Source organism: Caballeronia fortuita (assembly GCF_001544835.2).
GTDB classification, from domain to species: domain Bacteria; phylum Pseudomonadota; class Gammaproteobacteria; order Burkholderiales; family Burkholderiaceae; genus Caballeronia; species Caballeronia fortuita.
This window is the reverse complement of record NZ_FCNX02000032.1, coordinates 1-20,066: the sequence shown is the minus strand read 5'-3', so window position 1 is coordinate 20,066 and position 20,066 is coordinate 1. Positions and strand designations below refer to the sequence as shown.

The 20,066-nt window shown below is 62.7% G+C and carries 16 protein-coding genes; 4 read left to right on the top strand and 12 right to left on the bottom strand.

Annotation, left to right across the window (positions count from 1 at the left end; translation table 11 throughout):
* Positions 1–284: 284 nt before the first annotated feature.
* Together AWB77_RS33595 and AWB77_RS33590 are read right to left on the bottom strand one after the other, a co-directional pair.
* Positions 285–659 carry a DUF4148 domain-containing protein gene (locus AWB77_RS33595; protein WP_208601597.1) on the bottom strand — a complete coding sequence of 125 codons (375 nt, stop codon included), beginning with the start codon at positions 657–659 and terminating at the stop codon, positions 285–287.
* Positions 660–1,011: 352 nt separating this feature from the next.
* Positions 1,012–3,435, bottom strand: coding sequence for a penicillin acylase family protein (locus AWB77_RS33590; RefSeq protein ID WP_061138767.1), 2,424 nt, complete (start codon positions 3,433–3,435; stop codon positions 1,012–1,014).
* 311 nt (positions 3,436–3,746) lie between these two features.
* Between AWB77_RS33590 and AWB77_RS33585 the strand changes: the two genes are divergently transcribed.
* The 4 genes from AWB77_RS33585 to AWB77_RS33570 are packed head-to-tail and all read left to right on the top strand — an operon-like array spanning position 3,747 to position 8,230.
* On the top strand, positions 3,747–4,703 hold the full coding sequence (locus AWB77_RS33585; RefSeq protein ID WP_061138766.1) for an HlyD family secretion protein: 957 nt from the start codon (positions 3,747–3,749) through the stop codon (positions 4,701–4,703).
* A complete protein-coding gene (locus AWB77_RS33580; protein ID WP_061138765.1) occupies positions 4,700–5,644 on the top strand; it encodes an ABC transporter ATP-binding protein in 945 nt (314 codons plus the stop codon). Before AWB77_RS33585 ends, AWB77_RS33580 begins: the two co-directional genes overlap by 4 nt.
* On the top strand, positions 5,641–6,801 hold the full coding sequence (locus tag AWB77_RS33575; RefSeq protein WP_061138764.1) for an ABC transporter permease: 1,161 nt from the start codon (positions 5,641–5,643) through the stop codon (positions 6,799–6,801). The genes AWB77_RS33580 and AWB77_RS33575 overlap by 4 nt, the downstream gene beginning before the upstream one ends.
* A 10-nt stretch (positions 6,802–6,811) precedes the next feature.
* Positions 6,812–8,230, top strand: coding sequence for an efflux transporter outer membrane subunit (locus AWB77_RS33570; RefSeq protein WP_061138763.1), 1,419 nt, complete (start codon positions 6,812–6,814; stop codon positions 8,228–8,230).
* Here the strand turns inward: AWB77_RS33570 and AWB77_RS33565 are convergent.
* Genes AWB77_RS33565 through AWB77_RS33520 form a run of 10 tightly spaced genes read right to left on the bottom strand, consistent with a single transcriptional unit; the run spans position 8,223 to position 19,716 of the window.
* Positions 8,223–9,752 (bottom strand): class I adenylate-forming enzyme family protein, encoded by a 1,530-nt coding sequence (locus AWB77_RS33565; RefSeq protein ID WP_082852813.1) that lies wholly within the window; start codon positions 9,750–9,752, stop codon positions 8,223–8,225. The two genes, AWB77_RS33570 and AWB77_RS33565, sit on opposite strands and share 8 nt — an antisense overlap.
* Before the next feature lie 56 nt (positions 9,753–9,808).
* The gene (locus AWB77_RS33560; RefSeq protein ID WP_061138762.1) at positions 9,809–10,711 is read right to left on the bottom strand and encodes an SMP-30/gluconolactonase/LRE family protein; all 903 of its coding nucleotides are present in this window, start codon (positions 10,709–10,711) and stop codon (positions 9,809–9,811) included.
* 15 nt (positions 10,712–10,726) lie between these two features.
* Entirely contained in the window at positions 10,727–11,671 is a 945-nt protein-coding gene (locus AWB77_RS33555) for a 3-hydroxyacyl-CoA dehydrogenase (RefSeq protein ID WP_061138761.1), read from the bottom strand.
* Positions 11,672–11,697: 26 nt separating this feature from the next.
* Positions 11,698–13,797, bottom strand: coding sequence for an ABC transporter permease subunit (locus AWB77_RS33550; protein WP_061138768.1), 2,100 nt, complete (start codon positions 13,795–13,797; stop codon positions 11,698–11,700).
* Positions 13,798–13,807: 10 nt separating this feature from the next.
* The gene (locus AWB77_RS33545; protein WP_061138760.1) at positions 13,808–15,319 is read right to left on the bottom strand and encodes a sugar ABC transporter ATP-binding protein; all 1,512 of its coding nucleotides are present in this window, start codon (positions 15,317–15,319) and stop codon (positions 13,808–13,810) included.
* Positions 15,320–15,326: 7 nt separating this feature from the next.
* On the bottom strand, positions 15,327–16,454 hold the full coding sequence (locus tag AWB77_RS33540) for a sugar ABC transporter substrate-binding protein (protein ID WP_061138759.1): 1,128 nt from the start codon (positions 16,452–16,454) through the stop codon (positions 15,327–15,329).
* Positions 16,455–16,494: 40 nt separating this feature from the next.
* Positions 16,495–17,268 (bottom strand): N-acyl homoserine lactonase family protein, encoded by a 774-nt coding sequence (locus AWB77_RS33535; protein ID WP_061138758.1) that lies wholly within the window; start codon positions 17,266–17,268, stop codon positions 16,495–16,497.
* A 13-nt stretch (positions 17,269–17,281) separates the two neighbouring features.
* Positions 17,282–18,214 (bottom strand): 3,5-dioxohexanoate:acetyl-CoA acetone transferase, encoded by a 933-nt coding sequence (gene kce, locus AWB77_RS33530; RefSeq protein WP_061138757.1) that lies wholly within the window; start codon positions 18,212–18,214, stop codon positions 17,282–17,284.
* A gap of 15 nt (positions 18,215–18,229) precedes the next feature.
* Positions 18,230–19,036, bottom strand: a complete 807-nt coding sequence (locus AWB77_RS33525) for an SDR family oxidoreductase (RefSeq protein ID WP_061138756.1) — start codon at positions 19,034–19,036, stop codon at positions 18,230–18,232.
* 26 nt (positions 19,037–19,062) lie between these two features.
* The gene (locus AWB77_RS33520; protein WP_061138755.1) at positions 19,063–19,716 is read right to left on the bottom strand and encodes a GntR family transcriptional regulator; all 654 of its coding nucleotides are present in this window, start codon (positions 19,714–19,716) and stop codon (positions 19,063–19,065) included.
* Positions 19,717–20,066 lie beyond the last annotated feature (350 nt).

Here is a 20,066-nt window from a genome sequence, read left to right as displayed (position 1 = left end):
ACGTACTGACGATGATTATTGTCCTAAGACAAAAACCTTCCTCTGATACTTCGTGTGAGACTCTTGATACTTTTGCTTGACTGATCCCGAAAGACCAGCTGCACTCGCTATCAAGCGCCCACACTTATCGGCTGTTAGTTTTTAAAGAGCACATCGCAAGACCGTCAAACCCGACCACCGTCTTGCGTCGCTGCATCGGCAGCAGAGAAACGAGATTATGGCGGGGCGATGACAGCTTCGCAAGTCCCTTTCGCAAATTTTTTTCCCGACCCGCCATCGACGCCTCAGCTGCCAAAAAACGGCGTACAGAAACTCGCGGGCCCCACGCAGTCCGACGCCGGCGTCGAACCGTGCTTCATGGACATCGGCGCGCGCATCGAGCCGGCTCCGGACGCCGTGCCACCGGCATGCGTGCCGCCGTACGCCTCATTGGCTTCGTTCGCGTTCTGCTGCGCGGCGACCTTCGCCTCCGCAGCCTGAATATCGGATGGATAGTTTGCTTGCTCGCCGGTCGCAGGCGAATAGCCCGCCTGTTCGAGCTGGACGAGTTCGGCCTTCACTTGTGCGCGCGTCAACGGGGCACTCTGATCCTGCGCGAATGCAAACGCGGGCGCTGCGGCCACAGCGAGGGACACGACGACTTTGGCGATGGCGTTCATGATGTTCACTCCGACAGAAAAGGTTGACCGGATCGCACGCGATCCACGAACCTCATCGAACGCACAGGGCCCTTGCCCGGCTTCGACTCACTCGACCTAGGTGTCGAGCGTAGAGGCTTCGATTGGTTAACCCGTGTGCGTGGCGATCTATTCCCACGTCGAAGCGGAACATCGAGGAAGAGCAAAACGGAGGGAAGCGCGGAGGACGAACCGGATGAGGAGTCCGGCAAGGCGCCAGCCAGCGCCCGTCCACCGCGATCGAATTGTCGCGCGAGGCGGCGCGAAGATCATCGCCGCCCGCGTTGAAGATGCCTTGTCGATCTCGCAACAATCAAGCTTGCGCTACACGTGCTCAACGCGCAGCCGGCACGAGATGCACACGCTTCTCAGTCGCTGCCTCGACAGCCGCGCGCGAATACAGGAGCGGGAAGTATTGTCCGTCGAGCCACATCTGTGCGAGATCGCGATAATGCGGGCTATCCGGATCGCCCGATTCGCCCGGCAGATTCACCGCACGCGAGTCGTCCCAGTTCCCGACATCGACGACCACGCGAAACGACGGCCCGTTGGTCTCGCGAAAATCGCTCGCACGATACGTCGACTGATTCGGTGTAAAAGCGCTGCCGCCCTTTCCGATTGGCCCGACATTGAGCTTTGCGCGCATATCGGCGTCGACGACATCGGCCAGAGGATGCGCGTTCAGGTTGGTCTGCAGCTTGCCCCATTGCCATTGACTCGAATCTGCACCTTGCAGATGCATCATCTCCGCGTACGCATCGTGCAGACTCGAAAGCAGCACCGCATCGCGCTTCGCTTGCGCGTCGTCGCCAAAGCGCGTCTCGGGGTGTTCGAGCGTATCGAGCATCACGGCGGTATCGGGCGCGCCAAAAGATGCGGCCGCGTTCTTCGGCAACACCGCATCCTTGAACGCGCGTCCGAGATGCCGCGAGAGCCATACTTCCTCGAGCGCGGCCTGCGGCGAATCGGCGTTCATGCGCGCATCCCAGCGCTTGAGCATCGAGAGCGCCGCACGCGTGCTCTCGTCACCGCTCGAAAGCGGCGCGAGCAACGCGACGAGCCTGCGCGCCGGAATCGACACGATATCGTTCTGCAAGCGCTCAGAGTCTTCGATCGATACCTTGGGCAACGCTTTCAACACTTCATCGATACGTTGATGCCGTGACCCGTTGGTCCATTCGAATCCGAGCTTGCGCTCCGCATACGGGTAATCTGCCGGCAGATTCATTTCATTCGACGTGGTGAAGTATCCCTGCGCCGGGTTATAGACCGACGGCATCGCATCGCGTGGCCAGAAGCCTGCCCATTCATAGCGGCCATCGCCGGGCACGGGCATGAGGCCGTCCCAGTTCGGGCGTTTCGGCGCCAGCCCGCTCGGCACCCATCCGATATTGCCGTCTTTGTCCGCATAGACCTGATTCACGGTCGGCGCGCCCCAAGTCGCAAGCGATGCCTTGAACTGCGCGTAATTCTTCGCGCGCATGTAGCGCATCGAGTCGAAGTACGGCGACATGCCTGGCGACAGCCACGCCGTGCGCACCGCAAACGCGCGATGCTTGCTCTCTTCGGTATAAATCACGGGTCCATGCCGCGTGAAAAGCAGATCCGCGGTCACGGGTGCGCCATTGCGCACGGCGATTTGCTCGCGCACGACGCGCATCGGTTCCCACTTGCCTTTGTAGCGATATTGCCTCACATTTGCCGGATTCAGCTCATACACATAAAGATCTTCCTGATCGATATTGAAGATCGTGAGCCCATAGGCGATCGAACCGTTATGCCCGATCGAAATGCCCGGCGCCGATGGCTCGCCCCCACCGATAATATCGAGCGTCGGCGTGCTGATCTGTTGGATATAGCGAAGACTCGGCGCCGCGTACGCGCGATGCGGATCGTTGGCCATGATCGCGCGGCCAGTCGCCGATTTCGATGGCGCGACCACCCAGTTGTTGCTGCCTTCGGTGATTTCTTCGGGGTTGTCGGCAGCGGCAATCACGGTCGTCGATACATCCGCGCTTTTCATCGATTCTCTCGTCACGCGCACGCCTTGCGTTGCGAGCGTGAAGACCTTGAGCACGTCATCGGGAAGACATGGATCGAGGCCCGCGGGCATGTGCGCTTTCCATTGCGGCTGCAGGCCGAAACGCACGGTATCGGCGTCGAGCGAACTCTCGCATGCGACGCGCGCGCGTGCCACTTCGCTCGTGAGATTTCGCGTGAGACCGTGGCTGCGAATACGCACGATGTCGTCGGCGCTCCATTTCGCGGGCCAATAGCCGATCTTGCGAAACTCATACGGCATGCGGTCCGGATGTGCGGCAAGCCAGTCGATATACGCATTCACACCGGCGGCGAAACGCGTAGCAGCAGGCTTCGCATCGGGACCGTAGCGCTGCCATTCGGTCGCCATGTCACCACGATAGAGAAAGAGGCGCGTGGCCTTGTCCTGTTCCACGTAGGCAGGCCCGAACACATCCGATAGCTCGCCCAGTCCGCGCCTGCGCCAGAGATCGATCTGGAACATGCGGTCACGCGCCGCATTGAAGCCTTGCACGAAGAACGCGTCGCTGTCGTTGGCCGCGAAGATGTGCGGTACGCCCCAGCGGTCGATCAAGATATCGGAAGGTTGCGAGAGACCCGCAACAGCGATCGTTTCATCGCCTGGCGTCTCGGCGCATGTCGATTGCGTCGCGAGCGGCCCGATCAGCGATGCGCCGATCATCAGTGTGAGCAGACGTTGCCTCTTCTTTCCGGTCATCGTGGCGTCTCCATTTTTATCGATGTCGATTCAAGTCACGCGGATATCGAAATGTAATCGATTGCGGCGGAGACGCAAAGCGACCTGGAAAAGCACTTCCAGATAATTTGTTCGACGTCCGAATCAGTTCACGTGTGGGACATCATTCTTCCGCGCATTCTGGGCACGAAATCCGTATCCGTCGTTTTTACCTACCAACGCGATAGAAACGGTATTCTTGTCCCGAACTGAACCGCTTGACAGCAAGAACTCGACTCACGTATTGTTTGGTAGACCAACCAAGCGTCACCGTTCCCATCATGGAGCCCGCCATGAGCCGCTTCACCGGCATGCCGATCTGCCTGCTGTTCGCCGCGGCGCTCGCGGCTTGCTCTCATCAGGACCGCGACACCTATCAGGGTTACATCGAAGGAGAGTTCGTCTATCTCGGCTCGTCGCAATCGGGCAAGCTCACTGCGTTGTCCGTCGCGCGCGGTCAAACTATAGAAGCGGGTTCGAACACGTTCGCACTCGAATCCGTCGATGAAACCGCCGCACTCGATCAGGCCCAGCGTCAACTCGCCGCCGCTCAATCGCAACTCGACGACATCCTCACGGGAAAGCGCGCTCCGGAAGTCGCATCGGTGCGCGCGCAACTCGCGCAGGCACGCGCGAACGCACGCAAGGCCGCGCTGCAGTTGAGCCGCGACGAAGCGCAGTTCAGCGCGGGCGGCATCGCCAAAGGTCAGCTCGACGATTCACGGGCCAACGCCGAGGCCACCGCCGCACAAGTGCGCGATCTCGCCGAGCAGGTCGATATCGCACGTCTGCCAGGCCGTCCGCAGCAGATCGCCGCACAACGCGCGCAAGTGGCCGCCGCGCAGGCGTTCGTCGCTCAAGCGCAATGGAAGGTCGATCAGAAGCGCGTTGCCGCGCCATCGGGTGGACTCGTCTACGACACGCTCTATCGAGTGGGTGAATGGGTGCAGGCGGGCAGCCCGGTCGTGCAGATGTTGCCGCCGCAGAACATCAAGGTGCGCTTTTTCGTGCCGGAGAACGTCGTGGGCAGCCTCGCGATCGGACGCGCGCTATCGATTCATTGCGACGGCTGCGCGCAAGACGTGGCCGCGAAGATCACTTACGTATCGAATGAGGCGGAGTACACACCGCCGGTCATCTACAGCAATGAAAGCCGCTCGAAACTCGTGTTCATGGTCGAGGCGCATCCTCAACCGGCCGATGCGTCGAAGCTTCATCCGGGCCAACCCGTCGCGGTGAGGTTGCAATGAGCGCACAGGACACGCCGTACGTCATCGACGTGCACAACCTCAACAAGCACTTCGGCGACAAGCATGTCGTCAACGACGTATCGCTGCAAGTCGCGCGCGGCGAGATCTTCGGCTTCCTCGGTCCGAACGGCAGCGGCAAGACGACATCGATCCGTCTGATGTGCGGCCTGCTCACGCCCGACTCCGGCAGCGGCACGTGTCTCGGCTACGACATCGTGCGCGAAAGCGAAGAGATCAAGCGCAACGTCGGCTACATGACGCAGCGCTTCTCTTACTGGGAAGATCTGACGATCCGCGAGAACCTCGACTTCGTCGCGCGCATCTATCAGATGTCCAATCGCCGCGACGCCGTCGATCGCGCGCTCGAAGCGCTCGGGCTTCAGAGCCGCGCGAGCCAGTTGACGGGTTCGCTATCCGGCGGATGGAAGCAACGTCTCGCGCTCGCGGCCTGCATGTTGCACGAGCCGAAGCTGCTGCTGCTCGACGAACCCACCGCGGGCGTCGATCCCACCGCGCGCCGCGACTTCTGGGAAGAGCTGCATCGCCTCGCGGCCAAAGGCATCTCCGTACTCGTCAGCACGCACTACATGGACGAAGCCGAGCGCTGCCACAAGCTCGCTTACATCGCATACGGCAAGCTGCTCGCGCAAGGCACCGCGAACGAAGTCATCGCATCGCAAAACCTCGCGACGTGGAGCATACATGGCGAACATCTCAGCGCGCTTTCGGAGCGCCTGCGCAAGACGCCCGGCATCGATCAGACGGTCGTGTTCGGTTCGGCCCTGCACGTGAGCGGCAGCGATCACGCGGCGCTCGAGCAGGCCGTGCGCGACGTGACGAAAGACGGCGCAACGCGCGCGGAGCCCATCGAAACCGGACTTGAAGATGTGTTCATCTATTTGATGAGCCGCTCCACCGACAACTTCAAGGTGACGTCATGAAGGCACGCGGCCCGTTCGCAGGCTTCGCGCGCTTCTCCGTCACGCGGTGGTGGAGCATCGTCATCAAGGAGTTCCTGCAACTGCGGCGCGATCGCATCACGTTCGGCATGATCGTCGGCCTGCCTATCGTGCAGCTCGCGCTCTTCGGATATGCGATCAATACGGACCCGAAGCATCTCCCGACCGCCGTGATCGTCGGCGATCAAAGCCCGTTCTCGCGCAGCTTCATCGCGGCGATGAAGCACTCCGAATACTTCGATATCGTCGACACGCTCCCCGACGACGAAGCCGGCCGCCGCGCGCTCGCGCAAGGACGCGTGCTCTTCGTGCTCAACATTCCCGTCGATTTCTCGCGCAAGCTGCTGCGCGGCGAGCGGCCCGCGCTGCTCGTCGAAGCGGACGCCACCGACCCGAACGCGGTGAGCAAGGCGAGCAGTGCGCTCTCATCGCTCGTGCAATCGGTCGCGAGCAAGGACATCACGGGCACGCTAGCGCATCTAAACGGATCGCCCGCCGCGTTCGACGTGCAAGTCCACAACCTCTACAACCCCGAAGGCATCACGCAATACAACGTCGTGCCGGGGCTGATGGGCGTCATCCTCACGATGACGCTCGTCATGATGACCGGCCTCGCGATGACGCGCGAACGCGAGCGCGGCACGATGGAAAATCTTCTTGCGACGCCCGTGCGTCCCGTCGAAGTGATGACGGGCAAGATCGTGCCTTATGTGTTCATCGGTCTCATCCAGGCGTCGATCATTCTCGCGGCCACGCGCTTTGTGTTTCATGTGCCGTTCGTCGGCAATCCGCTCGCGATCTATCTCGCCGCGCTGCTCTTCATCGCAGCGAATCTGACGGTGGGCATCACATTGTCCTCGCTCGCGCAGAACCAGCTTCAGGCGATGCAGCTGACCATGTTCTATTTCCTGCCGAACATCCTTCTCTCGGGCTTCATGTTTCCGTTCGCGGGCATGCCCTCATGGGCGCAGTTCATTGGCAATCTGCTGCCGCTCACCTACTTCAACCGCCTGATTCGCGGCATTCTGCTCAAGGGCAACGGCTGGGCCGACCTGTGGCCCTCGGTATGGCCGATGGCGCTCTTCACCGTCATCGTGATGGGCATAGCGTTGCGCTTCTACCGGCGCACGCTCGATTAGGAAGACATCGATGAAAGCGATTCTTTCCCTCTGCGCACTCGCGATATGCGGCTGCACCGTCGGGCCGGACTTTCATGCGCCCGCGCCGCCCGATACGCAGAGCTACGTCAAAACCTCCACCACATCGCAGGCGCTTCCAGTGACCGATCATGCGCTTTCGCAGTGGTGGACGCAGTTCGGCTCCGACGCGTTGAATCGTCTCGTCGATCGCGCGTTGAACGACAGCCCCACGCTCGAACAGGCGCGCGCGAAACTCGTGCAGGCGCGCGAAGACTACCGCGCGCAAGCGGGCGCGACCTACTATCCCGCCGTCGATGCGTCCCTGTTCGGCACGCGCCAGAAGGTCGATCCCGCCGCCTTCGGCGTGCCGATTCCGAGCCCCGGACCATTCACGCTTTACGACGCATCGGTCAGTGTGTCGTACACGCTCGATGTCTTCGGCGGCGAACGTCGCGCGCTCGAAGCGTTGCGCGCGCAAGTGGACTACCAGTCCTTCGAACTCGACGCTGCACGTCTGTCCATTGCGGGCAATGTCGTCGCCACCGCGATCCGGCGTGCTTCGTTGCAGCAGCAGATCACGCTGACCGAGCGTCTCGTCGATGCACAGGCCCGGCAGTTGTCGATCATGCAAGGCCGCTTGAACGCGGGCGGCGTCGCGGCGTTGGACGTGCGTGGCCAGCGCACGCTCGTCGAACAGACGCGCGCGAGCTTGCCCGCGCTCGTCACGCAACGCGATCAGGCCGATCACCGGCTCGCGGTGTTGCTTGGCGTCGAGCCGTCCAAGGCCGACTTCGATGCGATCACGCTCGATTCACTTCATCACGCCGGCGACGTTCCGCTCACGTTACCTTCGACGCTCGCACGCGAACGCCCCGACATACGCGCATCCGAAGCGTTACTGCATCAGGCGAGCGCGAATGTCGGTGTGGCGGCCGCCGATCTCTATCCAAAGTTCTCGTTGTCGGCGGGCGTCGGAAGTCAGCGCACGAACATCCACGACATGCTCAATAGCCTGAACGTGTGGAACGTCGGCCTGAATCTCACGCAACCACTCTTTCACGGCGGCGAGTTGCGCGCGAAGAAGCGTTCGTCGGAAGCCGCCTACGATGCAGCCGCGCAAGCGTATCGACAGACCGTGCTCGACGCGCTGCAACAGGTCGCCGATAGTCTGACCGCCTTGCAAAACGACGCCGATACGTTGCACGCGCGCGAGATCGCCGCAAACGAAGCGCAGGCCAATCTCGAAACGACGAACGCACGATACGCGGCCGGCGGAGTGAGCCGCTTCGATCTGCTCGACACGCAACGTCAGGCGCTGCAGACGCAACTCGATTTCGCGCTCGCGCAAGCGAGCCGTCTTTCCGATACCGCCGCGCTGTATCAATCTCTCGGTGGCGCAGGCGAAGATATGAAAGCCGCGGCTAACTAACGAGTTTCCCGAGCCGGTGCTTAAGCACCTTTCCGCTCGCGGACACGGGCAACGCATCGAGTATGCGAATCGACGAAGGCCGCTTGTAGGGTGCAAGCCGCCCGCACACCCACGCGTGCAGTTCGCGTTCATCGACCATCCAGCCGCGCCTCAGTTCGACGAACGCGAGCACGTCTTCATTGCCCTGCACGCTGCGTCCGATCACGGCCGAATGCAGCACGGCGGGATGACTGTTGAACGCCTGCTCCACTTCGGCGGGATAGACATTGAAGCCCGAGCGGATGATGAGTTCCTTGCTGCGCCCCACGATATACAGATTGCCGTTTTCGATGCGCGCGAGATCGCCCGTCTTGAGCCAGCCATCCTGCGTCACCGTAGCGGCCGTCTGCGCCGCGTCGCGGTAATAGCCGAGCATCACGTTCGGGCCGCGCACCCATAGCTCGCCGGTATCGTCGGCATTGCCTTGCTGCACGAGCGGCACGATGCGCGCCTCGATGCCCGGAATCAACGGACCGACCGACGAATCGCGCGCGGGCGCGTCGAGCAGCGTGTTCGATACCGTCGGGCTGCTTTCGGTCATGCCGTAACCGTTGTGCAAGGGCACGCCATAGAACGTTTCGGCGGCAGCCTTCAGCGACATGTCGAGCGGCGAACCGCCGCAATAGACGAAGCGCAGCGACGGCGCATCCAGCCCGCCGCGCGGCGTGAAATGATCGATCAGCTTCGCGTGCATCGCGGGCACGCCCTGAAAGATCGTCATGCGTTCGTCCTGCAACACGCGTCCGGCGCGCTCGGCATCGAAACGCGCGGCCAGGCGCAGCGTGGCGCCTGCATACAAGGAACCGAGACACATCGAGGCAAGACCGAACACATGCGATATCGGCAGCACGGCATAGACGCGATCGCTCGGACCGACGCGGCGCAGCGTGCTCGATACCGTCGCGACGAACAGCAAATTCCGATGCGACAGCATCACGCCCTTCGGCGCGCCCGTGGTGCCCGTCGTGTAGACGAGCGCCGCGCATTGTGCATCCGATGGCAGTCCGTGCGGCTCTTGCATCGAAGCCGCATCGATCGCGCTCAAGGCGAACGCGCCGATCGGCGTCGCGTCGAGCGATTCCATCGAAGCGCCTTCGCGTTGCGCGTGATGCGCGGCATCGTCGGAAGCTTCGACGGTATAAAGCGCGATGCGCGGCTTCCCATGGGCGCGGATCGCATCCAGTTCGACGGCGGACAAACGCGCGTTCGCGATCAGCGCCCATGCATCGAGACGGCTCGCGGCAAAGAGCGATGCGACGAGTGCGACGCTGTTTTCACCGATCAGCATGACGCGATCGCCCGCCCGGACACCCGCATCCGCAAGACGCGCGGCGAGCGCATCGACGGCGTCGTCGAGTTGCGCGTAGCTCAGCGAGCGCGCATCTTCATAGAGCGCGATGTGATCGGGATGCGCCTTCGCGCCGTGCGAAACGATCGCGTCGATGCGCGCGGGCATCGAGGCGATGAGCTTGTTCGTATCCATGTCGAGCGATAGCGTTCGTGACTTGACTGTCAGGCTCGAATGATAACGCTCATGCATCATCCGGCGAAACGCGGCTCGGGAATGCCGCGCACGCCGAGCCCCGTCACCGCGAACAGTCCGCCCTTGTCGCGCTCTTTTTGCGGAATGCCCCACATCGGGCGGCCCATCGTCGATACATAGAGAATGTCGAGCTTCGGCCCGCCGAACATCACGCTCGTCAGATTGCGCACTGGAAACGGCACGACGCGATCGAGCTTGCCATCGGGCGCGAAGCGCAGAATGCGTCCGCCGAACACAAGCGCGGACCAGACATAGCCTTCTTCATCGACGGTGGCGCCATCGAAGGTGCCCGCCATGTCGTGCGCGGATGCGAAGAGGCGCTTGTTCGACACCGCGCCCGTCTCGATGTCGTAATCGTAGGCGTACATCTCCTTGCTGTACGTGTCCGTGAAGTAGAACGTCTTGTCGTCGGGGCTCCAGCAAGGGCCGTTCGAACAACTGATGCCGCTGTCGAGCCGCGTGACCTTGCCGTCCGTATCGAGCCGATATAGCCCGCCGCTGCGTGTCGATCTCTGTCCGCGATCGGCGTCGTAGCGATCGAAATCGTAGGACATCGTGCCCGCGACGAAGCGGCCACGCCGATCCACCTTGCCGTCGTTGAAGCGCGTCTCGGGATCGTCGCTTTCGGGGTCGGCGATGAACTGCACGGTCTGCGCGTCGAAGTCGTAGAAATGCAGGCCGTTCGCGAGCGCGACCACCGCGCCGCCCTGTTCACGCAGCGCCATCGAACCGATATGGCGCGGCACGAAATAGCGCTTCACGTCGCTGCCGTCCGCGCGGCAGCTATAAATTTCCGCAGCCGTGCTGTCGATCCAGTAGAGCCGTTCCTCCTTCACGTCCCACAGCGGTCCTTCACCGAGATGATTGTTCGCATCGACCAGCAAGCGTACTTCGGGCATCGTCGTCTCCTTGGGTCAGGCTTCGCCATTCTCGATATCGCGCCGGTGCGCGAGCAGCGCCATCAAGCGGCGATCGCGCCAGCGGCTGCGTTCTTCGATCTTGTCGCGCGGGAGCAGCGCGCGGCGCTCCGCATCGAGCTTGCCGAGCGTGTCGTCCGGCCAGTCGAACGGCTTGCGGCTTTGAGCGATGCTCTTGTACGTGCCGCCATAACGTGCCGCGTAATCGGCCACGCCGCCGGGCGCGTTCAGGTCGATCGTTTCGAACGGGCCCATGAAGGACCAGCGCATCGCGAGACCGTCGCGTATCACGGTGTCGAGATCGGCGGCGCTTGCATAACCTTGCTCATAGAGACTCAGCGCTTCGTCGAGCAATGCGCCTTGCAAGCGGTTGAGCAGAAAGCCCGAGATCTCGCGATTGACGGTCACGGGCTTTTGCCGCGCTGCTTCATAGATGGCGCGCGCGCGTTCCATCGTCTGTTGCGACGTCCAGGGCGCGCCGCACAACTCGACGAGCGGCACGAGCGAAGGCGGATTCACCGGATGCGCCACGAGACATCGCGCGCGGCCTTCGATGCCTTCCGTGAACGTCGATGCAGGCAAGCCCGATGTCGAGCTCGCTAGAATCGCATCGGGCTTCGTGAGCCGATCGAGTTCGACGAACAACGCGCGCTTCGCTTCCACCACTTCGGCGATGTTCTCCTGCACGAGATCGGCGTCGGCGAGCGCATCGGCGAGGCTTTCGCATGCGCTGATGCGCGCCGCAATCGTATCGACGGATTCATCGAGCAGATCGAACGATGCGAAATCCTTCAAGGTCTCGCGAATCGAGGGAATCGCGCCTGCGAGCATCTCTTTCGATGCATCGTGAATCGTTACGTTGAAGCCGCTTTTGGCGAACACGATGGCCCACGCGCGGCCGATGCGGCCCGAACCGATCACCGCAATGTTGTTTGCTTGCATCTGAGTGCGATCCTCATTCGATTGATCTAGCCCTTCTTGTCCCGCAACGTGATGACCGCCGCCAGCACGACCAGCCCGTTGATGATGTCGCGCACCGCAGGCGGCACGGTCGTGCCCGCGAGCAAGGTGCCGAGCGCCGTGAGCAACAACGCGCCGCCGAATACGCCCAGATAGTGTCCGCGTCCGCCTGTGATCAGCGCGCCGCCGACGACGACCACCGCAATCGACGGCAGCAGATACGGATCGCCCATGCCGAGAAACGCTTGCGAGCTGAAGCCCGCGAGCAGCAGGCCGACGACCGCCGAGCAAAGACCCGAGAGGCAATACACGGCGATCAACGTCGTGCCGACCCGCACGCCCGACAACTTCGCTGCGACGGGCGAGTTGCCGACCGCATACACGCGCCGTCCGAACGGCGTTCGATGCAGCAGCAACAACGCGATCGCGAGAAACAGCGGCACGCTCCACGCCGCGAGCGACAGCGGCCCGACGCGCCCATTCGTGAACTCGCTGATCGTCGATGGCGACCATCCCTGCGGCGAACCGTTGCAATAGATCAGCGTGATGCCTTGCAGCAAGCCGTTCGCCGCGAGCGTAACGACAATGGGCGGCAAGCCGAGCATCACGACGCCCACACCGTTGAACACGCCGACGAGCAAGCCGACGCCGAGGACCAACGGCACGGCCCATGCAGCCGCGCCGTTCAAGCCGTGCGTGAGTCCCGTCAGCAGCACGCCCGATAACGTGATGAGCCACGGCATCGAGAGATCGAGACCTCCTGTGAGGATCACTGCGCCTTGGCCCAGACCGAGTATCGCGAGGAACAAGGTCAGCGTGAGGAGGCTGCTATAGAAGTTCGCGCTGACGAGCACGCCGGGGCCATAGACGAAGCCCGTGATGACCACCACCGCGAAGAACAGCAAATAGGCCGGCACCACATACTTGACCCATTCCCGGTTGCGTTCGATCCAGTCTCCGATCGCGCGTCCCTTCAGTTCCGTGTTCTCGACCGGGCGGAAGTCATCGACTTCGAACGTAACGCGCCGCGCGTTCTTGTCGTCGCGTGCGCGTGTGCGCGTTCGCACGGCCTTCAACCATTGCGCCGCGTGACGCGCGCATTCGTGCGCCGCCGATTGCTTGCCGATCGACGAACCGAGCACCGCGAGAATCAGGATCACCGCTTCGGCAATCGTCGTGAAGAACGCGGATACGTTCAGCACGAGCAGGATGTTCACGGTGATCATCAGCGTCATTGCGGCGAACACGGTGCCGACGCAGCCGCCTCGCCCGCCGCCGAGCAGCGTGCCGCCGAGCACGACCGCCGTGAACATCGACAGCAGCAGCGGGCGGCCGACGAGTGGATCTGCCGAACCCGTCTGCGCCGAAACATAAAGTCCCGCCGCGGCGTAGAACATACCCGCGAGCGCATAGGTGGCGATGCGATAGCGCGTGACGGGCATGCCATTCGCATACGCGCCGTCGGGGTCGCTGCCGAGTGCGTAGAGTCCCACGCCGTAACGCGTGCGCTTGATGAACGACCAGACCAGCAGCGCGATGATCAGCAGCGCGGCCGACATCGGCATCTTGTCGGGGATGAGATCGGCGGTGAGCACCGCACCGAACTGATCGCCGACGCTGCCGCCTGGCTTGTTCTGGATCAGCAGCGTCAAGCCTTGGACCATGAACATCGTCGCGAGTGTGACGACGATAGATTGCAAGCGGAACCATGCGATCAACGCGCCGTTCACGAGCCCGATGCCGCCGCCGATCGCGAGAATCAGCGCGGCGCCGCCCCATTGCTCGACCGGCGATCCCTGCACGAAGCGCACCGCGAGCACGTTCGCGAGCGACACGACGGCCGACGCCGACAGATCGAAGCCGCCCGACAACACGACGATGGTCTGCCCGATCGCCGCGAGCGCGAGCGTGGTCGCGCTCGAGATGACCGATCCGATGTCGTACAGCCCCACAGGCGTCGCGGACAGCGCGACCCATGCGGCGAGCATCGCGAGCAACGCACTGATCGCGATGATGAGCCCGCGATGATGATCGATGCGCGCACCCAGTCCCACGCGCGCGCCCGGCCGCACAACCTCGCTATCGGGCGACGCAACGGCTATCTTCATGAGCATCCCCTCAACTTGAAAGCATCTTGCGCATGACGTTTTCTTCGGTCAGCGCGTCGCCGCTCAGCTCGCCGGCATTGCGTCCGCGATACATGACGGAGACGCGGTCGCAGACGTTGACGAGCTCGGGCACGTCGGTCGAATAGAACAGCACGGAGCCGCCCGCCGCCGCGAACGCGCGCATCAGCACGAAAATCTGATGCTTCGTGCCGACGTCGATCCCGCGCGTCGGATCGAACATGAGCCACACGCGGCTTTGCGTGAGCAGCCATTTGGCCATCGCGATCTTCTGCTGATTGCCGCCGGAAAACGACAGACACGGCTTGTACAGCGCGCGCGGATTCACTTCCATCTGCGCGAGCGAACGGCGGATTGCGGCCTGTTCGCGCTTGCGGTCGATGATCCCGAAACGCGCATAGCGGCCGATCACCGGCAGCGACACGTTCTCGCCGCCGGGCAATCGCAGAAAGAGTCCCTCGGTCTTGCGATCCTCGGGCAGAAAGCTCGTCGATACGCCTGCCTTCAGCGAATCCGCCGTCGATGTCAGCGTGACCGGCTTGCCGTCGATGCGAATCTCGCCATCGTCGATGTAGGTCGCGCCGAACAGCGCCTCGAACAGCTCGCGTTGCCCCATGCCCTGCAGCGCGGCGATGCCATGCACTTCGCCCGGCTTCAACGTGAGATCGAAGTCGCTCACGACACCGTCGACGCGAATGCCGCGCGTTTCGATCGCCGGCGTCGCATCGCTTGAAACCGGCGCGATCTTCGGCGGATACTTCGCCTCCATCGAACGTCCGATGACGAGACGAATTACTTCGTCATCCGATATATCCGCCGCGTCGAACGTGCCCACGTCGCGGCCATTGCGATACACCGTGAGACTGTCGCAGAACTCGCGCACTTCCTGCATGCGATGCGAGATGAACACGAAGGTCACGCCGCTCGTCTTCAGTTCGTCGATACGCCGCGACAGCCACGCGACATCGCGGCCCGAAAGCGCGGAAGTGGGTTCATCGAGCAGCAGCACTTCCGGTCCGCGCACGATCGCCTTCGCAATCTCGATCTTCTGCCGCACGGGCAACGACAGATCGCGGATATACGCGCCGGGGCGTACATCGGGCAATTCAAGTTTGTCGAGCCATTCGGCGGCCTGCCGTTGCGCGTCGCGCTTCCTGATGCGTCCGAGAAAGCCGGTCGGTTCATACGACATCAACAGGTTCTGCGCGACGGTGAGATCGCGCACGAGCGTCATCTCCTGAAACGCCGTCTGTACGCCTGCGCGATGCGCGTCCTTCGGGCTCTTCATCGTTACGTCGCGGCCCATCACGCGGATGCTGCCCGCATCGGGATGCATGAGTCCCGACAGCAGCTTGACCGTGGTGGACTTGCCCGCGCCGTTCTCGCCGAGCAGCGCATGCACCGCGCCGCGCTTCACCGAGAACGACGCGCCATCGAGCGCGACGGTCGCGCCGAAGCGCTTCGTCACGTTCGACAGATCGATCGCCAATGATGCGTCGTTCATCGCGCCCTCAGTCCTGATTGCCCGTCAAGGCCGCATTGAAACCGACTTCCTTCGTGTCTTCCGAATAGATGTCCGCGAACCAGCCCGGCGGCACCTTGTCGGGCGGAAACGCGGTGCAGCCTGCCTTCAGTTCGTCGATGCTGCCCGTCTTGCAGAGCTTCGATTCCGATGTCAGCACGAGCGGCAGCTTGAGCGTCACGCGCGCGGGAAAGTCGCCGCCATCGAGCTTCTTCACGGCCATCTTGAGTGCCATTGCGCCGGAGTACGGAGGCGCGCCGTATGAGATCGAGCGATAACCGATCGAGCGATACGCGCCTTGTCCCTTCACTTCGCCTGGCGGCAGCATCTGCACGCGATGCCCGTTCGACGATTCGCCCGCGCACGGCTTGACCTTGTCGTCCGCGATGCCCGCTTCGAGCTGCATCGACGCCGCCGTGAAGCAGCCGACCTGCATCCAGAGGCCGTCGATCTTGTCCCAGCTATTCGTCGCGAGAATCTTCGAAAGCTCGGTCTTCGCGGTCGCCTGACTCCACATGCCCGTGCCTTCCGCGACGATCTTGATGCCCGGGAACTTCGCGAACACGGCCTTCGCCGCCTCGGTGCGCGCGCGATCGACCGACGTGCCCGGCACGCCGTTGATGAGCACGATGTTGCCCTTGCCGTTGATGGTCTTCGCGAGCCATTCGGCCGTGACGGTGCCCGCCTGATGCTGATCGATCGTCACGTTGTGCGCGCACGGCTCGGTCACTTCGCCGTCATACGCCGCGACGACCACGCCCTTCGAGCACGCGTTCTTGATCGCGCGATTGAGCGCCGTCGGCGAAATCGGATAGATGACGATGGCCTTCGCGCCCGCCTGCACCATCGAGTTGATCTGCTGGATCTGCTTTTGCGCGTCGGTGCCCGCGACTTGCACTTCGAGATCGACCTTGTCCTTCAGGCCCGGCGTATTGGCCATCGCCTTGACCATGTTCGCGGCCTCGGTCTGCCAGTCGTTGCCGACATAACTCATCGACAGGAATATCTTGTACTTGCCTGCCGCATGCGCCGGCCCTGATGCGGCAAGCGCCGCGGCAAACGCGAGGCCGAGCGCCGCCCGGCCCGCATGACGAATACATTGCGTCCATGCTTTCATGTCTTCCTCCGGTCCTTCGTTATTGGTCTTCGACTGCGGCCTATTTCGCTACATGAGGCAGCCGTGCACTCGCGGGTAAAGCGATGCCCGCGCTTCCGGGCACGACGTTCGGGTCGTGTCCGGGTATGACGAAATCCGCGATCTGGCGAATACGTGAGAGCGAGCCGATCTCCGCGAGCGTTTCATGCACGATGCCAACAGGCACGAGATCGACGACGTTCTCCATGCAGTTCGCGCAATCGCCCGCGATCAGCACGACGCCATCTTCGGTATCGACCGCGACGGACTGATGCCCTGGCGTATGACCGGGCGTCGGCACGACACGCACGCCCGGCACGATGTCGCTCACGCCGTTCACGAACTGCCAGCGAAAATACGCAAGCGGTTCGCGGCCAATCAGAAACTCCTGGTAGTACGTGGCCTGCGTGGGCAGCGGATGCCCCGCGTATTCCCACTCGGCCGCCTGCACGATAAAGCGCGCGTTCCTGAAGAGCGTGTTGCCGCCGGAATGGTCGTAATGCAGATGCGTGTTGATGACGATATCGACTTCATCCGCGCTCCAGCCTACGTACTCCTTCAACGCGCGTTCGAGTTTCTCCTCGGGCGCCTGATCGCACGGGCACACGAAGTTAGAGACCCACGCCGGATCGTGTATGCCCGTATCGACGATGATCTTCTTCTGCGCGCCGACGATCGCCGTCGACCAGACCGGCACCTTGATCTGCTGGCCGAAGTAGCGGCCATATACCTGCGACGAGCGATCGACGGTGAGCCAGCCCGTCGGCATCGCGACTACTTTCAGCTTGGCGTTCACGATGCCTCCGTCATCAGAAGTTGGTGTCGCTCGCGCCCTTGAGCTTGAGCATCTCGCGCGCTTCGGCAGGCGTCGCGATATCGAGCGAAAGCCCTTCGATCACCTGGCGAATCTTGCGCACTTGCGCCGCGCTCGATTCGGCGAGCTTGCCAGGCTCGATCCACAACGAGTCTTCGAGACCGACACGCACGTTCGATCCTTGCGCGACGCCCATCGACCCGAGCGGAATCTGATGGCGCCCCGCGCCGAGAATCGACCACACGTAGTCGTTGCCGAAGAGACGGTCGGCGGTGCGCTTCATGTGGGCGAGATCTTCGGGATGCGGCCCGATGCCGCCGAGCAGACCGAACACGCTCTGCACGAAGAACGGCGGCTTGACGAGCCCGCGATCGACGAAGTGCGCGAGGTTGTACAGATGCGAGATGTCATAGCACTCGTGCTCGAATCGCGTGCCGTTATCGGTGCATGACGTGAGGATGTATTCGATATCCGCGAAAGTGTTCTTGAACACGAGATCGCGACTGTTCTCCAGATGCTTGCGTTCCCACTCGTACTTGAATTCCTTGAAGCGGTCGAGCATCGGATACAGGCCGAAGTTCATCGAACCCATATTGAGCGATGCGACTTCCGGCTTGAAGTGATGCGCGGGCTTCAGGCGTTCCGCGACCGTCATGTGCGGACTGCCGCCCGTCGTGATGTTGATGACGGCATCGGTTTCGGCCTTGATGCGCGGCAAGAACTCCTGAAACACGGCGGGGTCCTGCGTCGGATGACCATCGTTCGCGTCGCGTGCGTGCAGGTGCAGGATCGCGGCGCCTTCCTTCGCGGCCGCGAGCGCGGCATCGCCGATCTGCTGCGGCGTCAGCGGAAGATACGGCGACATCGAAGGCGTATGAATCGCACCCGTCGGCGCGCACGTGATGATGACCTTGCGTTTCGTTGCCATGTGCTCCTCGGTGTCTTAAAGGACTTCCACGTTGCCGCAGACGGAGATCGCCTGTCCGGAGATGCCGCTGCCCGCGGGCGAGCACAGAAAGAGCGCGGTGGCCGCGACTTCCTCCGGCGTCGTCATGCGGCGCAGCGATATCTTCGCGAGATATTGCTTCTCCATCTCTTCGTAAGGAATGTTCAGTTGCTTCGCGCGCGCCGCGATCACGCGTTCGATGCGCGGCCCTTTCACGATGCCCGGCTGGATCGCGTTGACGCGGATGTTGGACGGCCCCAGTTCGATCGCGAGACTCTTCGTCATGCCGACGACCGCCCACTTCGTCGCGGCATAGGGCGTGCGAAATGCGTAGCCGAGCCGCCCCGCCACCGACGACAGCGCGATGATCGTGCCGCCGCCATGCGCGTCGCGCAGCAACGGCACCGCGCGGCGCGCGAAGTAGAACTGCGCGTTCAGATTGACGTCGATAGTCTGTTCCCATTCGTTCGCGTCGAGCTCGTCGATACCGCCCGTCGGGCCTGCGATGCCCGCGTTGTTCACGAGCACATCGAGTCCGCCGAGTTCGCGTTGCACATCGGCGAACACGCGCTCGACAGCGTCCTTATCCGCCACGTCCGCGTGCGTCGACGTGATCGCGTTGCATTCCAGGTTCGCTTCGGCTTTCGTGAGTTCGTCGATGGCCTCGCGGCTCGCATCGCAGACGTGCACGCGTGCGCCTGCATCGATGAACGCGCGCGCGATCACGAGCCCGATGCCCGATGCGCCGCCCGTGATGAGCACGCGCAATCCCGCGTGCGGTTTCAGCATCTGAAGAACCGTCATCCATGTCTCCGTTGTTGTTATGCGTGTCAGGCGCTTGCCTTGCTGCCCGTCTCGCCGCTTTGCAAACGCTCCTGCAGATCGGCTGCGGCATCGCCGATGTCTTCCTCGATGCCCGCGCGCGCGCCGTCGCCGTCGCCGCGCCAGAGCGCTTCGACAATATGCCGATGCGCCGCCATCGAACGGCGCATGTGCGGGATGTCCGGAGCAACGAGATTCAGGAACGGGCCGATTCGCATCCAGAGGTTCTGGATCGTCGCGAGCGTGAGATCGCTCGCGCCGTGCGTATAAATGGCGATGTGGAATTCGAAATTGCTGCGCAGATACGCGGGCACGTCGCCCGCCTCGACATGCGCGTTCATCGTGTCGAAGATGGACTGCAATGCTTCCAGATGCCCGCGCGTCATGCGCGATGCAGCGCGCTTCGCGACCGCGCCTTCGAGTGCGATGCGCACGTCGCGCAGTTCATCGAGCAAATCGAGCGTCATCGGCGGGACCATCAGCGCGCGGCCGGGACCGTCGATCAGCGCGCCTTCCGCTTGCAGTCGCGTGAGCGCCGCACGCACCGGCATCGTCGACGAACCGACCGCTTCGGCAACACTGCGCAGACTGAGCAGTTGTCCAGGCGCGAAGCGGCCCGTCATGATCGCCTGCCGCAGTTGGGCATAGACGCGGCCAGCCATTGTTTCGCGTGCAACTAATTCGAGCGCGGGTAAATCCGTCGTCGAGCGTGTCGCCACTCTCTGCCTCCGTTCTTTCGCACGGCTGCTGCGGTGCCATCGATTGTTGTGACCTGTGATCACACTTGCATGGCTAAAGTGTCGGACGCGCGAGCGCGCGAGTCAACCTTGAATCGCTAGGTGAAAACGCGAGGTCGCGTCATTCGAAGCGGCCGGAGACCGCGCGCTGGATTTCCTCGAACGCCACCGGCTTCACGAGATGATGATCGAAGCCCGCGTCTTTCGAGCGCTGGCGATCGTGCGCCTGGCCGTAACCCGTGACCGCGATCAGCAACGCATCGGCGGTTGCGGCG

What these genes read in the sequence shown, in the direction of transcription:
- AWB77_RS33595 (WP_208601597.1), bottom strand. Translation starts at nt 659, where the DNA reads ATGAACGCCATCGCCAAAGTCGTCGTGTCCCTCGCTGTGGCCGCAGCG.
- AWB77_RS33590 (WP_061138767.1), bottom strand. Translation starts at nt 3,435, where the DNA reads ATGACCGGAAAGAAGAGGCAACGTCTGCTCACACTGATGATCGGCGCA.
- AWB77_RS33585 (WP_061138766.1), top strand. Translation starts at nt 3,747, where the DNA reads ATGAGCCGCTTCACCGGCATGCCGATCTGCCTGCTGTTCGCCGCGGCG.
- AWB77_RS33580 (WP_061138765.1), top strand. Translation starts at nt 4,700, where the DNA reads ATGAGCGCACAGGACACGCCGTACGTCATCGACGTGCACAACCTCAAC.
- AWB77_RS33575 (WP_061138764.1), top strand. Translation starts at nt 5,641, where the DNA reads ATGAAGGCACGCGGCCCGTTCGCAGGCTTCGCGCGCTTCTCCGTCACG.
- AWB77_RS33570 (WP_061138763.1), top strand. Translation starts at nt 6,812, where the DNA reads ATGAAAGCGATTCTTTCCCTCTGCGCACTCGCGATATGCGGCTGCACC.
- AWB77_RS33565 (WP_082852813.1), bottom strand. Translation starts at nt 9,752, where the DNA reads ATGGATACGAACAAGCTCATCGCCTCGATGCCCGCGCGCATCGACGCG.
- AWB77_RS33560 (WP_061138762.1), bottom strand. Translation starts at nt 10,711, where the DNA reads ATGCCCGAAGTACGCTTGCTGGTCGATGCGAACAATCATCTCGGTGAA.
- AWB77_RS33555 (WP_061138761.1), bottom strand. Translation starts at nt 11,671, where the DNA reads ATGCAAGCAAACAACATTGCGGTGATCGGTTCGGGCCGCATCGGCCGC.
- AWB77_RS33550 (WP_061138768.1), bottom strand. Translation starts at nt 13,797, where the DNA reads ATGAAGATAGCCGTTGCGTCGCCCGATAGCGAGGTTGTGCGGCCGGGC.
- AWB77_RS33545 (WP_061138760.1), bottom strand. Translation starts at nt 15,319, where the DNA reads ATGAACGACGCATCATTGGCGATCGATCTGTCGAACGTGACGAAGCGC.
- AWB77_RS33540 (WP_061138759.1), bottom strand. Translation starts at nt 16,454, where the DNA reads ATGAAAGCATGGACGCAATGTATTCGTCATGCGGGCCGGGCGGCGCTC.
- kce (WP_061138757.1), bottom strand. Translation starts at nt 18,214, where the DNA reads ATGGCAACGAAACGCAAGGTCATCATCACGTGCGCGCCGACGGGTGCG.
- AWB77_RS33525 (WP_061138756.1), bottom strand. Translation starts at nt 19,036, where the DNA reads ATGACGGTTCTTCAGATGCTGAAACCGCACGCGGGATTGCGCGTGCTC.
- AWB77_RS33520 (WP_061138755.1), bottom strand. Translation starts at nt 19,716, where the DNA reads ATGGCTGGCCGCGTCTATGCCCAACTGCGGCAGGCGATCATGACGGGC.